The following is a 14,760-nucleotide window of genomic DNA, read 5'->3' as shown; positions in this document are numbered from 1 at the left end:
CCCCACCCCGCTCACGGTCGTTGGTGTTTTGGCGTCTCTCTTTTTCTCTTTGCTGCCTTCCCTCGGGTAGGTCCCCGTGCCCTCCCCCCCCCCCCCCCCCCCCCCCCCACCGCTTTCCGCGTCGCTGACGCGCTTTCTGTGTCGCTACCGCGTCTCCTGTGTCGCTACCGCGGTGACCGGGTCCCGTCCGGGTGCCGCCGCCCCGCACCCGGACGGGAACCCGTCAAGGCGTCCACCGTCGATTCCGCGGGCCGGCTCAGTCCCCGGTACAGCTCCTCGGCCCGTACCAGGTGCGTGTCGGCCGCCGCCTCCTCGCGCACCGCCCGCAGGGCCCTGCCGAGCGCCTGGTGACTGCGCGCCATCAGCAGGGGTTCCCCGGCCATCCGGGCGCCGGCCAGGGCGTCCCGCGCGGCGTCGACGGCGCCCCCGGTGTCCCCGGTCGCCAGGAGCGCCTCGGAGAGCCGGAACAGACACTCCGTCTCGTTGCGGGCGTGTCCACTGTCCCGGGCCCGTTCCAGCGCCCGGCGGTACAGCCGGGCCGCCGCCGCGTGGCTGCCGCCCCGCAGCACGCTGTCCGCCTCCGTCATCAGCACCCTGATGAGCCACTTCTCGTCCTCGCTCCGGGTGAAGACGCCCGTCAGCTCCCGGCACCGCGACCCGATCAGCTCCAGGTCCATCCGCCGGTCCGGATCCTCGACCTCGATCCGGAGCAGGACGGTGCGCCGTCGCGCCACCAGCTCCCGGTCACCACTGACCGCCGCCAGTGCCACCGACCGCTCCGCGCAGTCGCGGGCCGCCGCGAAGTTCCCGAACTGAAGCTCCAGTTCGGCCAGCATCGCCAGCGTGAACAACACCAGCAGGAAGGGCCGATGGCCCTCGCCCGGCGCCGGAGCGTCCTCGAAGACCTCCAGGACCTTCACCAGGTGGGCCCGTGAGCGATGGAGCGACGCGGGAGAGGAATGCTTCTTGAGGATCACGCCCGCCGCGTAGTGGGCGGTGCCCGCGATGTCCTCGCCGCAGTGCGCCAGGGCCGCCGGGACCAGAGCGGTCGCGGCCTGCGCGAGTGGACCGAGCGGCACGATCTCCTCGAAGCACGGCACGAGAGTGACGATGTCCACGGCCAGCGCCACCGCGTCGGGGTCGCCACAGGCCGCCGCCTGCTCGACGACCGCGGCCACCGTGGGCATCACGCCCCGCATCCACACCATCGCCTGGTAGCCGTCTCCCACCTCCGGGCCGGCCGACCGCCTCGGGTGGATCTCCGCGGTCAGCGGCCCGGCCAGGGGCTGCGAGGCCCGTACCGCGGACACGACGCCGGCACACAGATAGTCGGCCGCGCGGCGCACCACCTCGCGGCGTTCCTCCTCGGTCAGCTCCGCCTGTGCCTTCGCCCGCGCGTACGCGCCGACCAGGTCGTGGAAGTGGTACTCGCCCGGTCCGCGGCTCTCCAGGAGCACGGCGTCGACCAGCGCTTCCAGCACCGTCTCGGTGTCCGGCTCCGGCAGGTCGAGAACGGCGGCCGCGCCCTTGACGTCGAACTCCGCGCAGTGCGGGACGGACAGCGCCATGAACGCCCGGGCCTGCCGGGGAGTCAGCTGGGAGGCCGACAACTCGAAGACCGCCTCGACGGTCAGCTCACCCACGGCGAGCTCGCCGAGCAGCCGGGCCTGGTCCGAGACGCGGGCCAGCAGCGTGGCGACGGTCCACGCCGGCCGGGTCGCCAGCCGGGCCCCGGCCGCGCGCAGCGCCAGCGGCAGGTGCCCGCAGGCCGCCGCCAGCGCCGCGACGGCACCCGGCTCCTCCTCGATCCGCCGCACCCCGGCGACCTTGCCGATCAACTCCGCGGCATCGCCCGGGCCCAGACCCACCAGGGGCACGGTGAGGGTGGCGGGCATCGCCGCCAGGGACCGGGCCGTGATCAGCACAGCGCACCGGGCCGCGCCCGGCAGCAACGGTTCGACCTGCGCCACGCCGGTGGCGTTGTCCAGCACGACCAGCAGGGCGCGCCGCGACAGCAGGGTGCGGAACAGCGCCGTGCGGTCGGCGAGCGAAGCCGGGAAGCGCTCCTGGGGAACGCCCAGTGCCGTCAGAAAGCCCGTCAGGATCCCGGCCGGGTCGCACGGAGCCCCGTCGGGCCCGCGCAGATTCGCGTACAACTGGCCGTCGGGATAGGTCCCGGCGACGGCGTGCGCCGCACGCAGGGCCAGCGCGGTCTTGCCGACCCCGCCCATGCCCGTGATGACCGCGACGGTGTGCTCGCCGCCGGTGAGCGCGGAGACCAGCGCGGACATCTGGTCGTGACGGCCGGTGAAGTCACAGGGCGCGGGCGGCAGCTGAGCGGGCGGCGGTGGGCCCTGATCCCCCGCCGGAACCGGGCCGGACCGCGGCGGCGCCCCCGCGTCGACCGCGGAGGGGGGCGTCAGAAGCGTTTGGTCCTCCGCCAGGATGGCCGCGTGCAGGGCCCGGAGCGCCGGACCCGCGTCGATGCCCAGCTCGTCCGCGAGCACCCGGCGGGCGTGGTCGTAGGCCAGCAGCGCCTCGGCGCCACGCCCGGAACGGTAGAGCGCCAGCATCAGCGCACCGTGCAACCGCTCCCGGTACGGATACGCCTCCAGAGCGCGCAGGATGTCCGGTACCAGCTCCGCGCTGCGCCCGCACTCCAGCAGCAGCTCCACGCGGTGCTCGACCGCGGACGCGCGCTGCTCGGTCAGCGCCCGGCGCTGCTCCTCGGCACCCGGCCCGGGCAGCCCCGCCAGAGCGGGGCCCCGCCACATCCCGAGCGCTTCGTCCAGACAGACCACGGCGGCCGTCGGATCGCCGTCGCGGGCCCGGCGCCTGGCCCGTGCGGTGAGCCGGGCGAACCGCAGCGCGTCGACGCGTTCCTCGGGGAGCCGCAGCACGTATCCGTCGGCCGTGGTGCCGATGAGCGAGGACGGGCGCGCGCCGCCGTCCGTGTCCACGCGGTCGATGTGCGCCCGCAGCCGGTGCACGTAGTTCACGATCACGCGCCGGGCGGAGGACGGCGGATCGTCGCGGTACAGCCCGTCGATCAACTCCTCGACGGTGACCAGCGACCCCGCGCGCAGCGCCAGGGCCGCCAGGACGGTCTGTGGCCCCGGCGCCCCGGGGCGGGAGGCCGTTCCCCGGTCCGAGACGAACCGGACAGGGCCGAGCAACCGGATGCGAGTCCCCTCGTGCGGCGCGAGCACTGGTGAACGTCTCCCCCTACCCGACGGATTGCTGGTGATCATATGAGGCTTGCCTGCTCCGGGCGGGAGGTGCGGTCTTCCACGACCGCTCCCGCTGTGCTGCGATGGTGGGATGAGTGAACGGGCGCGTGAGGGACACCGAGGGACCGGGCCGGGAGCCATCACGCCCGACGGGTGTGCGGTCGAGCTCTACGAACGGCTCCCGGTGGGTGACGAGCCCGACGTCATCGCGCGCGCGGTCCCCGCCCGGGCCCGCATCCTCGAACTGGGCTCCGGCGTGGGCCGGATGACGCATCCGCTGGTCGAGCGGGGCTTCACCGTGACCGCCGTCGACGAATCCCCCCGGATGCTGGAGCGGGTCCGGGGCGCGCGCACCGTGTGCGGTCCGATCGAGGAACTGGAGCTCGACGAGCACTTCGATGTGGTGCTCCTGGCGTCGTTCCTGATTCACACCGGCGATCTGCGGGCCCGCGGGCGACTGCTGCGGGCCTGCCGGCAGCATGTCGCGGACGACGGATGCGTGCTGATCCAGCGCGAGAGCGAGGACCGGCACGAGAACCTGCCACGGGAGCGGAAGATACCCGGGGGGATCGTCCGGGTGGTGTCCTCCGAGCCGGTCCGCCCCGGTGTGCGATCCGTTCACGTCGAATACCTCTTCCCGGACGCGCGATGGACCCAGACGTTCCTGTCCCGCCCCCTGACCACAGATGCCTTCGAAGTCGCGTTGGCCGAGGCGGGGCTCGCCGTGGACGCCTATCTGACCGATGACCGCACCTGGGTGCGGGCCCTGCCGGTCACCGGACGCTCCCCGGCCGCCCCCGCGTAGGGAGTCATGCCATCAGCCGACCGTCACCTTGAGGATGCGGCCCGAGGCTTCGACGACGAACACATCACGCCGTGGGTCGTGGTCACCGAAGGCGCGGGCGACCCGGACGCTGCTGGGCATCCGCAGGCCGTTCACCAGGACACAGGACCGGCCGGTCGCCGGGTCCACCCGGATCAGTTCGCCGTCGCGGAAGCTCGCGACCACCAGATCACCGTCGAAGAAGGTCAGGTCGTCAAGGAGCTTGATCTTCAGCGGGTTCGGGCTGAGTTCGGTGACCGTGGTGTGGTGCGCCGGGTCCTTCAGGGGGATGCGTACCACCGGGGACGCCGTGTGGGTGATGACGCTCGCGTACAGCTGATCGCCCACGACCTCCAGACCGTTGGTGCCGAAGACATTCGCCTTCCTCGTCCACTCCTCGTCCTTGGTGCCGTCCGGCCGGATCTTGACGATGCCGGTGGCCAGCTCGCGGCTGAGGTAGAAGTTGCCGTCGGCGTCGACGGCGAGGCCGTTGACGCCGGATATCCCGCCGGCGAACCGCTCGGCCCGCGGCCGGTCGGCGGCCGGGTCGAACCGCATGACGCCGCCGTCCCGCGCCAGCGGGTTCACACCGAAGTTGACGTACATCATTCCGTCCGGGCCACGCCGGATGCCACCCGGGCCGGGTACGGGAAGGCTGGCCCTCAGCGTCCCGTCCGGGGCGTACCCCTCGACGCGGTTCCTGGTCAGATGCGCGACCCAGAGCGTGCCGCGCCCGTCGAACTCCAGGTTCTCCCGCCAGTCCAGCAGCGGAACGCCGCCTTCCCGGAACACCGTCACCCGTGCCCGCTCCTGACAGGCATCCAGGGCCGTCGCAGGTGAGGGCCGCGGTGCCGCCGTCGACGGACCCGCACCGCCGAGCACCAACGCGGTTAACAGACTCCCCACCCATGCCACTGATCGCATACGCATGCCCCCTGTTGTACCGTCCCGCCCCCGTTCCCGCCCTCAAGTGCCCTGGTGTCTAGGGGGAATCACAGTTACGCGTGTGACTGATGGTGTCAGAGTGGCCTCTGATTTCAACGGCCTCCGGAAAGACCGGCGATGACAGCGCATTCGTGGCCCACAATGCCGCTATGGCCGACGAGTTGGGCATTCACAACGTCATGCGGGGCACGGCGGAGTACGTGCTGCAGATCGGGCACGTGCACGGAGATGTCACCGTGCATCTGCCGCCCGCCGCCGACCCGGTGGAGCGTGCCGCGTCGGCCCTGGCGCGGAGCATCCGGGCGCAGTGGGCGGCGGAGCTCAACGCCTGGGACCTGGCGTCGGCGGAGCCCCTGTCGGTGCGCTGGACGGCGTACTGGCCGACGGCCCGGCACGCTGCCGCGCACGGCGACCGGATCGGGACGGTCGTGGATGACTTCCTCGGGCTGCGCCACCGCCGTCTGGTGGTCCTGGGCGGCCCGGGCGCGGGCAAGTCGACGCTGGCGGTGCTGCTGGCCCTGGAACTGACGGACCGCTGCCTTGCGGCACCTCGTGCGCGTCACGACGGCGAAGGCGGTGACGCCCGTCCCGTCCCGGTCCCCGTCGTCCTCACGCTGGAGTCCTGGGATCCGCACCAGGACCACTTCCACGTCTGGCTGGCGAGACGCATCGCCGAGGAGCACCCCGGTCTGCCGTCGGTCGACGGCCGGCACCCCGCGGTACGGCTGGTCCAGGACCGGCGGGTCCTTCCCGTGCTCGACGGGCTCGACGAACTTCCCGAGCACCGGCGTTCCCTGGTGGTGCGCGAGATCGACCGGGCCCTCGGCGACCAGGACGCGGTCGTCCTCACGTCCCGCACCCGGGAGTACCGCGCGGAAGAGGAGGCGGGCGCGGCCATCGCGCGCGCCGCGGTGATGGAGGCCCAGCCCGTCGGCCTGCCGGAAGCCACCGCCTACCTGCTGCGATCCGCCGCACCCCAGGTCCGCAGGAACTGGAAACTGCTGCTCGACGCGGTGGACCAGGAGCCGGACGGGCCGGTCGCGCAAGCGCTGACGAGTCCGCTGATGATCTGGCTGGCCCGCCGGGGCTTCGGGACGCCGCCCGCCGACCCGCTGGATCTGCTGCGCCGGCCGTTCCCCTCGCGGGAGGCCGCCGAAAGCCATCTGCTCGACCTGATCATCCCCGCGGTCTTCCCCGCGTCGCCCCATGCCCCGGACCGGCTGCACGCGCCCAAACAGTGGGACGCGCGGCGCTCCGGGCACTGGCTCGCCTACCTCGCCGGCCGCCTCACCGCGCGCCGCACCACCGAGCTGGCCTGGTGGGACCTGCACCGCACCGCCCTGGTGCGGGCCTCGATGCTGCCGGCCCTGCTGCTGGTGTGCCTGGCGCTGTCCAAGGTCGCGTCCGCCGGCGTCGGCTGGTTCGCCGCCGGGCAGGCGGACAGGGCCGGGTTCGGAGGGGTGGGAATGCACGCCTGGGGCCTGGAGCTCGCCCTGTCGGGCGGGCTGCTCCACGGCATGGCGCTGTGGATCGCCGTGGATGTGTGGTTCGGGTTCAAACGAGGGCAACCACGCCGGCGCGCCAACCCCTTCCGGATCGGTGCGGCCCTGCGTTCGGCGGGCCGGGCCGCCTCCGTCGGGCGGGCGCTGAAGGCATCGGCGGTGATCGTCGTCCCGGCCACGCTGTTCACCTTCCTGGTGTCCGGGGCGTACGACCCCCGCCCGTATGTGGTGATGATCGTCTGCAGCACCGTGCTGGCTCCCCTGCTCATGGTGACGCTCGCCGCCCCGTCCGACACCGAGGACGCGAGCACACCCGACGAGGTGCTGGCCAGCGAGCGCACCGCCGCGTGGCTCTCGGTGTGCACGGTCGCCGTGCTGATCGGCATCGGCCAGGGAGCACACGGCTGGTACCGCGAGAGTGAGGGATCGTTCGACGCGGGGATGGCCCGGGCCGTCGCCGGCTGGTTCGGAGCCTCGGTGATGCTGCTGCTGATGAGCCTGTGGAGCCGCTGGCTGCTGGCCAAGGGCTGTCTGGCCATCGCGGGGCGGGTGCCCTGGTCGCTGATGGAGTTCCTGCGCGACGCGCACCACGGCGGCCTGCTGCAGCGCAGCGGCGGCGTGTACCGATTCCGCCATCTGCGCCTCCAGGAACACCTGGCCGCGAAAACCGGTCATCCCGCTCCCCGGGCCCCGCGGCAGCAGACCCCGTGGCAGCAACCCCCGCCACGCACCCGTCCCGCGCCGGCCACGCAGCCCTCGCCCGCGTTCGCGGGCACTGCCGCGCCCACTTTCCGCGACGCGCTCGCCGAGGCCGAACGGGCCCCGTTGTCCTCCCTCAAGCACTGGACCGTCCACACGGACGAGCGCATGTTCCGGGCCGAGGGGCGAGGGCGCCGGATCGCCCTCGGCCACTGGCCGGTGGTCATGTTCTTCGCCGTCATGACGGTCATCCGCTCGGCCGTGAACGGCAACTGGTTGCCCGCCCTGGTGGGACTGCTCTTCTGGTGCTGCTTCGGGACCCTGATCATGGTCGTCACCTGGCTGCTGCCGCCGCAACGGCAGGCGCTGTGCATGACCACGGAGTACATCGAGTTCCGAGTGGGCCGCGGCCGTGCCCGGCTGGCGTGGGCCGATGTGCGGGATGTCGCCGTGCGCAAGTACATCCGCCGGAAGCGGGATACCAAGCTCTACGCCCTTCACGTGCGCCCGCACCCCGGTGCGCCGCAGCCCGCGCGATCCTTCCGCAGCAGCGACGGATGGTTCATGGTCCTCCCGCTGTCGACGAAGGAGGTCGCCCCGCCGGACCTCGCGGCGGCGCTGCGACGCTTCGCCGGTGCCCGCTGGCGGCCGCCCGTGGACATCGCCACGCCACAGAGCCCGCACGTCACCATCCGCAACGAGATCTCCGGGCAGGCGCACGCGGGGGGCGTCATCCAGGCCGGCTTCGTGCACGGAGACATCACGAGCGGGCGGCCGGACCCGCGCGGCGCGGGGAGGGATCCCCGAGACGGTTGAGCCCCGGATTCGTCACCCTGTGTGATCGATTGACTTCGAGGGGCGGCCCCGGGCAGCGTGACTTGTTTCCGTCATCGCTGAGGGCAGGGTCGTGTCGAGTGCGCGGCGATCACGAGATATCTTGATGTCAAGCAATGTTGAGACGTGGAGCGGAGCACCGGTGACTGACTCGACCATCATCTATACGCACACCGACGAGGCCCCGGCCCTGGCGACGTATTCGTTCTTGCCTGTGGTCGAGGCGTACGCCTCGAAGGCCGGGGTCACTGTGGAGAGCCGTGACATCTCCCTGGCGGGGCGCATCATCGCCAGCTTCCCGGAGCGTCTCCAGGAGAGCCAGCGCATCGACGACGCTCTCGCCGAGCTCGGCGAGCTGGCCAAGACTCCCGGCGCGAACATCATCAAGCTGCCGAACATCTCGGCTTCCATCCCGCAGCTGAAGGCGGCCATCGCCGAGCTCCAGCAGCAGGGCTACGACCTGCCGGACTACCCGGACGACCCGAAGACCGACGAGGACAAGGACGTCCGCGCGCGTTACGACAAGGTCAAGGGCAGCGCCGTCAACCCCGTGCTGCGCGAGGGCAACTCCGACCGCCGGGCACCCGCGTCGGTCAAGAACTACGCCAAGACGCACCCGCACCGCATGGGCGCCTGGACGGCCGACTCCAAGACGAACGTCGCCACCATGGGTGTCGACGACTTCCGCTCCACCGAGAAGTCCGCGGTCATCACCGAGGACGGCACGCTGCGCATCGAGCTCGCGGGTGACGACGGCTCCACCACCGTCCTGCGCGAGTCGGTACCGGTGATCGCGGGCGAGGTCGTGGACGCCTCCGTCATGCGCGTCGCGGCGCTGCGCGAGTTCCTCGGCGAGCAGATCGCCCGCGCCAAGGCCGAGGGCGTGCTGTTCTCCGTGCACCTCAAGGCCACGATGATGAAGGTCTCCGACCCGATCGTCTTCGGCCACGTCGTGCGTGCCTTCTTCCCGAAGACCTTCGCGAAGTACGGCCAGGCCCTCATCGCGGCCGGCCTGTCGCCCAACGACGGTCTCGGCGGCATCCTCAAGGGTCTGGAGACGATGCCCCACCTGGGCGAGGAGATCAAGGCGTCCTTCGACGCCGAGCTCGCCGAGGGCCCCGCCCTCGCGATGGTCGACTCCGACAAGGGCATCACCAACCTGCACGTGCCGAGCGACGTCATCGTCGACGCCTCCATGCCGGCCATGATCCGCACCTCCGGCCACATGTGGGGCCCGGACGGCCAGGAGGCCGACACCCTCGCCGTCCTCCCGGACAGCAGCTACGCCGGCGTGTACCAGGTCGTCATCGACGACTGCCGCGCCAACGGCGCCTTCGACCCGTCGACGATGGGCTCGGTGCCCAACGTCGGTCTGATGGCGCAGAAGGCCGAGGAGTACGGCAGCCACGACAAGACCTTCGAGATCCCCGCCACGGGCACCGTGCGCGTGGTCGACGAGGCCGGCAACGTCGTCCTCGAGCAGGTCGTGGGCGCCGGTGACATCTTCCGCATGTGCCAGACCAAGGACGCGCCGATCCAGGACTGGGTCAAGCTCGCCGTCACCCGCGCCCGCGCGACCGGCGTCCCGGCCGTGTTCTGGCTCGACGAGGGCCGCGCCCACGACGCGACGCTCATCGCGAAGGTCAAGACGTACCTGGCCGAGCACGACACCGACGGTCTGCAGATCGAGATCATGTCGCCGGTCGAGGCGACCGCGTTCTCCCTGGCGCGCATCCGCCGCGGCGAGGACACGATCTCGGTCACGGGCAACGTGCTGCGTGACTACCTGACCGACCTCTTCCCGATCCTGGAGCTCGGTACGAGCGCCAAGATGCTCTCGGTCGTCCCGCTCATGAACGGCGGCGGTCTGTTCGAGACCGGTGCCGGCGGTTCCGCGCCCAAGCACGTGCAGCAGCTCGTCAAGGAGAACTACCTGCGCTGGGACAGCCTGGGTGAGTTCCTCGCGCTCGCGGTCAGCTTCGAGCACCTCGCGCAGACCACGGGCAACGCGCGCGCCCAGGTGCTCGCGGACACCCTCGACCGCGCGACCGCCACGTTCCTCAACGAGGACAAGTCGCCCAGCCGCCGCCTCGGTGGCATCGACAACCGTGGCAGCCACTTCTACCTGTCGCTCTTCTGGGCGCAGGAGCTGGCGGGTCAGACCGAGGACAAGCAGCTCGCGGAGGCGTTCACCGCCCTCGCCAAGACGCTGGCCGAGCAGGAGCAGACCATCGTCGACGAGCTGATCGCGGTGCAGGGTTCGCCGGCCGAAATCGGCGGCTACTACCAGCCCGACCCGGCCAAGGCCGCTGCCGTCATGCGTCCGTCGGCGACGTTCAACCAGGCCATCGCGACCCTGGGCTGATCTTCGCGACGCGGGCGGGCCGCCGCCCGTACGCCGGTGCCGCCCCGGCCGGAGTTCCCTCCGGCCGGGGCGGCACCGTTTTCACGGGATCGCCGGCCCCGCCCCGCCGCCGGTCACCCGTCTGCCGCCGCCGCGCCGCCCACGGCCGTCCGGTGGCCGCCCGTCGGCGGGGCGGCGGGCAGCGGGTCGTGCCGGATGCGTGCGGCCGGCAGGTGTTCGGCGGCGAGCCGGTCCACGGCGGCGCCCACCAGCGCGGGCGGTCCGCTGACGAACGCGATGTGCTCGGACCAGTCGCCGTGCCGCCCCACGACCTCGGCCAGCCGGCGGTACGGGTCCGTCGCCGGGCCCTCGCCGAGCACCGGGACCACGCGCAACCACGGATGGCGACGCTCCAGGTCCGTCGGCGACTCGATGTCGTACAGCCCGGAACGGGCGTCGAGGAACAGGTGCGCCCTGCGGTGGGCGTTCCGGCGCGCGGCCAGCTCCTCCAGCAGCGCCTTGGCGGGCGCCCAGCCGGTATCGCCCGCCACCAGCAGCACATCGCGCGTCAGGTGGTCCTCGAGCGTCATCGTTCCGCCCGCCGGGCCCAGGCGCAGGGTGTCCCCGGCCCGGGTGTGCGCCACCAAGGCCTCGCTCACTCCGCCCGTGCCGGTCTGCCGGACGTGGAACTCCAACTCGCCGTCCGGCCGTGGGGCGCGGGCGAGGGAGTACTGTCGCCAGGCCTGCGGCAGCAGCGGCGATGCCACCGAGGCGTACTGCCCGGCCCGGTAGGGGTAGGGCTCGTGCGGGCGCACCCGCAGCACGGCCAGGCCCGGGCGCCGTACCTGATGCGCCGTCACTGTGGCCTGCCACGCGGGCGGTTCGGCGAGGGCGGCCTCCGCGCCCTCGACCATGGCCGCCACGGCGAATCGCAGCATGCGCAGCCACGCCCCCTCCATCTCCGCGTTCCACCGCGGGCCCGCCGAGCGGTGCAGCGCTTCGCGCAACGCCGCCTCGAACGTCGCGAAGTGCGCGGGCCGCACCCCGAGTTTGCGGTGATCGCGCCCGAGCCGAGTGAAGACCGCCATGATCTCCCCCGGGCGGTGCAGGTTCTCGATCAGATAGTGGAGGATGTCCGCCAGGTGCTTGCGCTGGAACTCCATGGACGCGGGAAACAACGACCGCAGGAACGGCCGCTGCGCGAACATCGCGTCATAGAGATGGGAGATCAAGCCGTCGAAGGGTGTCACCAGACCGAGATGGTGTGTGATCACCCGCTGGTCGGCCGACCCGTCATAGGATCGCGCCGCCTCCTGCCCCATGCGGGCGCCGTCCGGGCGTTGCCCCGGGGCCAGGAGCTGTCGGCGCAGCCGCATCGCGTCGTGCCGGGCGAGTAATGCGTGGTAGTCGGCGTTGACGGTGGTCACGGTCGGTAGCTCCTCACGCGGGCGGGCACCCCGCACTGACGGACCCGCCTCAAGCGGGCCCGAACGACGATCCGGCCCGGTCGGCGGGCGGGTCGCGTCAGTATGGCAACGCCCCCGAGGGACCGTTCGGCCCTATTCCCCAGGGCCGTTCGGCCCTGTCCACCGGTCGGCGAGAGGTGTGGGCTGGCCACGCCGACCGGTGCGCCCGGGCCCGGCGGGGCCGTTCGCGGTGCCCCGGCGGGCCCGGACATACTGGGAGTTCCACGAGTGGAGCGGCATTCCCGGACGCCCCGTCAGACAGAGTGAGCAGCACATGGACCAGCACGCCGACGCCGCGCCCCTGCGCGTCTTCATCCTCGACGATCACGAGGTGGTACGCCGCGGGGTGTGTGATCTCCTCGAAGCGGAGCGGGACATCGAGGTGGTGGGGGAGGCGGCCAACGGCCGGGAGGCGCTCTCCAGAGCGCCCGCCGCCCGTCCGCACGTGGCGATTCTCGACGTACGGCTCGGGGAGCCCGGTGCGGAGGGAGGTGATCACGGAGGCATCGAGGTCTGCCGGGAACTGCGGGCAAGGATGCCGGAGCTGGCCTGCCTGATGCTCACGTCCTTCGATGACGACGAGGCCCTGTTCGATGCCATCATGGCGGGAGCCGCCGGTTACGTCCTCAAGCAGATCAACGGCTCGGACCTGGTGACCGCGGTACGCACCGTGGCCACCGGGAAGTCGATGCTGGATCCGCGCGCGGCCTCCCGGGTGATGGAACGGCTGCGCGCGCCACGGCGCCCGGAGGCGCTCGAGCCCGAGCCGGACCTGCTCTCGCCCCGGGAACGGCAGATCCTGGAGCTGATAGGGGAGGGGTTGACCAACCGTCAGATCGCTGACCGGCTGTTCCTGGCGGAGAAGACGGTCAAGAACCGCGTCTCCTCCCTGCTGGCCAAGCTGGGCGTGGGCCGGCGTGTCCAGGCGGCCGAGATCGCGGGCCGCCTCCGCGGGCAGCGGGAGGGGCGTGGCGCCCGTTAGGGTGCGTCCGCGAACTCGCGCCCCTGGCATGCACGCCAGGCGCGGGTCACTCGGGCAGCGGTACGCTCCATACGATGCGGGTGCCGCCCGACAGCGGTGATTCGACCGTCAGGGCGCCGTCGTGGAGTTCGGCGCGGGACCGCATATTGGCCAGGCCCCCCGTGTGGCCGCCGCCGCTGCCGATGCCCACTCCGTCGTCCGTCACGGTCAGCGTCACGCGGTCGTCCACGACCAGGGCGACGTCCACCCGGCGGGCCCGCGCGTGCCGGGTGGCGTTACTGAGGGCCTCGGCCGTCACCGCCAGTATCTGCTCGGCCAGTCCCTCCGGGACGTTGGTGTCCGCCGGGCCCTCGATCCGCAGCGACGGTGGGAAGCCGAGGGTGCGGGCGGCTGCCTGAGCGGTCTCGGCCATGCGGCGGCGCAGGCTCGGCCCGCCGTCCCCGGTCGTGCGGAGGGCGAAGATGGTCGACCGGATGATCTGGATGGTGGTGTCCAGGTCGTTCACCGCGCGGCCGACCCGCTCGGCCGCCTCCGGCCGGTCGATGAGGCGGGTAGCGCTCTGCAGCGTCATGCCGGTGGCGAAGAGCCGTTGGATCGCCAGGTCGTGCAGGTCCCGGGCGATGCGGTCGCGGTCGTGCAGCACGGTCAACTGCTCCGACTCGGCGCGGTGCTGGGCGAGTTCGAGGGCGATGGCGGCCTGATCGGCGAAGCCCGAGATCAGCTTCACCTCGAAGTCGTCGAACGCGGGCCGCCCGGCCAGCCGGCTCAGCCGCAGCGCCCCGGAAGCCCTCGCGTCCGCCCGTAACGGGACCGCGACGGTGGGGCCGCACCCCTCCTCCGTGTCCTCGTCGAGGGGGTACGCCCGAGGATCGGTGCGGACATCGGGGCTGGCCACCGGGGCCCCGGTGCGCGCGGCCAGGCCGGCCAGCGACCCCTCGGCCGGAACGACCAGCCCGCTGAGGCGGTCCGCGCCGTGACCGTGGGCCACCTCCACCATCAGCCTGTCCTGCGGTCCCTCCGTCTTGTCCGTCCTGGGCGCCATCGGCACGGGAAGCAGCACGGCGGCGCGGTCGGCGCTCGCGACCTCCATCGCGCGCTCGGCGATCAGGTGCAGCACCGAGGAGGAGTCGGTACCGGACAGCAGACTGCGGGTGATCTCGCCGAGGGCCTCCAGCCAGCGTTCCCGACGGCGGCTCTCGTGGTACAGGCGGGCGTTGTCGATGGCCACGCCGGCCGCGATGGACAGGGTGTTCAGCACCGCCTCGTCGTCCTCGTCGAAGGACGCCCCACCGCGCTTCTCGGTGAGGTAGAGATTGCCGAAGACCTCGTCCCGGACCCGGACCGGCACCCCCAGGAAGGTGTGCATCGGCGGGTGGTGCTCGGGAAAACCGTAACTGTGCGGGTGGTCCGACAGATCGGTGAGCCTGAGCGGTACGGGGTTGCTGATGAGTTCGCCGAGAATCCCCCGCCCACAGGGCGTGCGGCCGATCCGCGCCGCGAGTTCGTCGGACATGCCGACGGTCAGGAACTCCGAGAGCCGCTGCCCGTCGCCGACCACGCCGAGCGCCCCGTATTCCGCGTCCGTGAGCGTGACCGCTGCCTGGACGATGCCCCGGAGCACCTGGGGCAGTTCCAGCCCGTGTCCCAGACTCATGACGGCGTCGAGGAGGCTGCGGACCCGGTCCGGTCCGAGGGGCTGCGGCCGACGCACCGACTGTGTCTGATCTGCGGTTTTGGACATGACTGCTCCCCTGGCCCGTGCCTGGTGAGCAGCCTACGCCAGCGCCGCGCGAGGCCCGCGCGGGGGCCCGGCGGCCCGGGGGAGGGGTCGGGGGAGGGGCGGGCGTCGTATCGGCAAGTGTTCGACGGAAGCTGGTTGTTCGATAAAGCGGTCGGCTTCCCGGCGTGCAACTCCCCTCCGACGAGTGGTTTGCC

At 72.1% G+C, this 14,760-nt stretch carries 8 protein-coding genes; 4 read left to right on the top strand and 4 right to left on the bottom strand.

Annotated elements, in window-relative coordinates; genetic code table 11:
- Nucleotides 1-164 precede the first annotated feature (164 nt).
- The gene (locus ACZ53N_RS18515) at nt 165-3,209 is read right to left on the bottom strand and encodes an AfsR/SARP family transcriptional regulator (protein WP_469141892.1); all 3,045 of its coding nucleotides are present in this window, start codon (nt 3,207-3,209) and stop codon (nt 165-167) included.
- 112 nt (nt 3,210-3,321) lie between these two features.
- Between ACZ53N_RS18515 and ACZ53N_RS18510 the strand changes: the two genes are divergently transcribed.
- Nucleotides 3,322-4,035 (top strand): class I SAM-dependent methyltransferase, encoded by a 714-nt coding sequence (locus ACZ53N_RS18510; RefSeq protein WP_469141891.1) that lies wholly within the window; start codon nt 3,322-3,324, stop codon nt 4,033-4,035.
- 12 nt (nt 4,036-4,047) lie between these two features.
- Here ACZ53N_RS18510 and ACZ53N_RS18505 read toward each other — a convergent pair whose 3' ends face one another.
- Nucleotides 4,048-4,851 (bottom strand): SMP-30/gluconolactonase/LRE family protein, encoded by an 804-nt coding sequence (locus ACZ53N_RS18505; RefSeq protein ID WP_469141890.1) that lies wholly within the window; start codon nt 4,849-4,851, stop codon nt 4,048-4,050.
- A gap of 296 nt (nt 4,852-5,147) precedes the next feature.
- On the opposite strand from ACZ53N_RS18505, the gene ACZ53N_RS18500 reads away from it, so the two are divergent.
- Both ACZ53N_RS18500 and ACZ53N_RS18495 read left to right on the top strand, forming a co-directional pair.
- Nucleotides 5,148-8,015, top strand: a complete 2,868-nt coding sequence (locus ACZ53N_RS18500) for an NACHT domain-containing protein (RefSeq protein ID WP_469141889.1) — start codon at nt 5,148-5,150, stop codon at nt 8,013-8,015.
- 160 nt (nt 8,016-8,175) lie between these two features.
- Nucleotides 8,176-10,398 (top strand): NADP-dependent isocitrate dehydrogenase, encoded by a 2,223-nt coding sequence (locus tag ACZ53N_RS18495; RefSeq protein ID WP_469141888.1) that lies wholly within the window; start codon nt 8,176-8,178, stop codon nt 10,396-10,398.
- A gap of 113 nt (nt 10,399-10,511) precedes the next feature.
- Here ACZ53N_RS18495 and ACZ53N_RS18490 read toward each other — a convergent pair whose 3' ends face one another.
- Nucleotides 10,512-11,804, bottom strand: a complete 1,293-nt coding sequence (locus ACZ53N_RS18490) for a globin domain-containing protein (protein ID WP_469141887.1) — start codon at nt 11,802-11,804, stop codon at nt 10,512-10,514.
- Between the two features lie 313 nt (nt 11,805-12,117).
- Between ACZ53N_RS18490 and ACZ53N_RS18485 the strand changes: the two genes are divergently transcribed.
- A complete protein-coding gene (locus tag ACZ53N_RS18485) occupies nt 12,118-12,825 on the top strand; it encodes a response regulator (RefSeq protein WP_469141886.1) in 708 nt (235 codons plus the stop codon).
- Nucleotides 12,826-12,871: 46 nt separating this feature from the next.
- Here the strand turns inward: ACZ53N_RS18485 and ACZ53N_RS18480 are convergent, their stop codons facing one another.
- Nucleotides 12,872-14,566, bottom strand: a complete 1,695-nt coding sequence (locus ACZ53N_RS18480; RefSeq protein ID WP_469141885.1) for a GAF domain-containing sensor histidine kinase — start codon at nt 14,564-14,566, stop codon at nt 12,872-12,874.
- Between the last annotated feature and the right edge of the window lie 194 nt (nt 14,567-14,760).

The organism is Streptomyces sp. NPDC033229 (genome assembly GCF_055576875.1).
This window is presented reverse-complemented; position numbering and strand designations above follow the sequence as displayed.

Bases quoted from the DNA above. Each gene is read 5' to 3' on its own strand.
- ACZ53N_RS18510 (WP_469141891.1), top strand. From the start codon at position 3,322: ATGAGTGAACGGGCGCGTGAGGGACACCGAGGGACCGGGCCGGGAGCC.
- ACZ53N_RS18500 (WP_469141889.1), top strand. From the start codon at position 5,148: ATGGCCGACGAGTTGGGCATTCACAACGTCATGCGGGGCACGGCGGAG.
- ACZ53N_RS18485 (WP_469141886.1), top strand. From the start codon at position 12,118: ATGGACCAGCACGCCGACGCCGCGCCCCTGCGCGTCTTCATCCTCGAC.
- ACZ53N_RS18480 (WP_469141885.1), bottom strand. From the start codon at position 14,566: ATGTCCAAAACCGCAGATCAGACACAGTCGGTGCGTCGGCCGCAGCCC.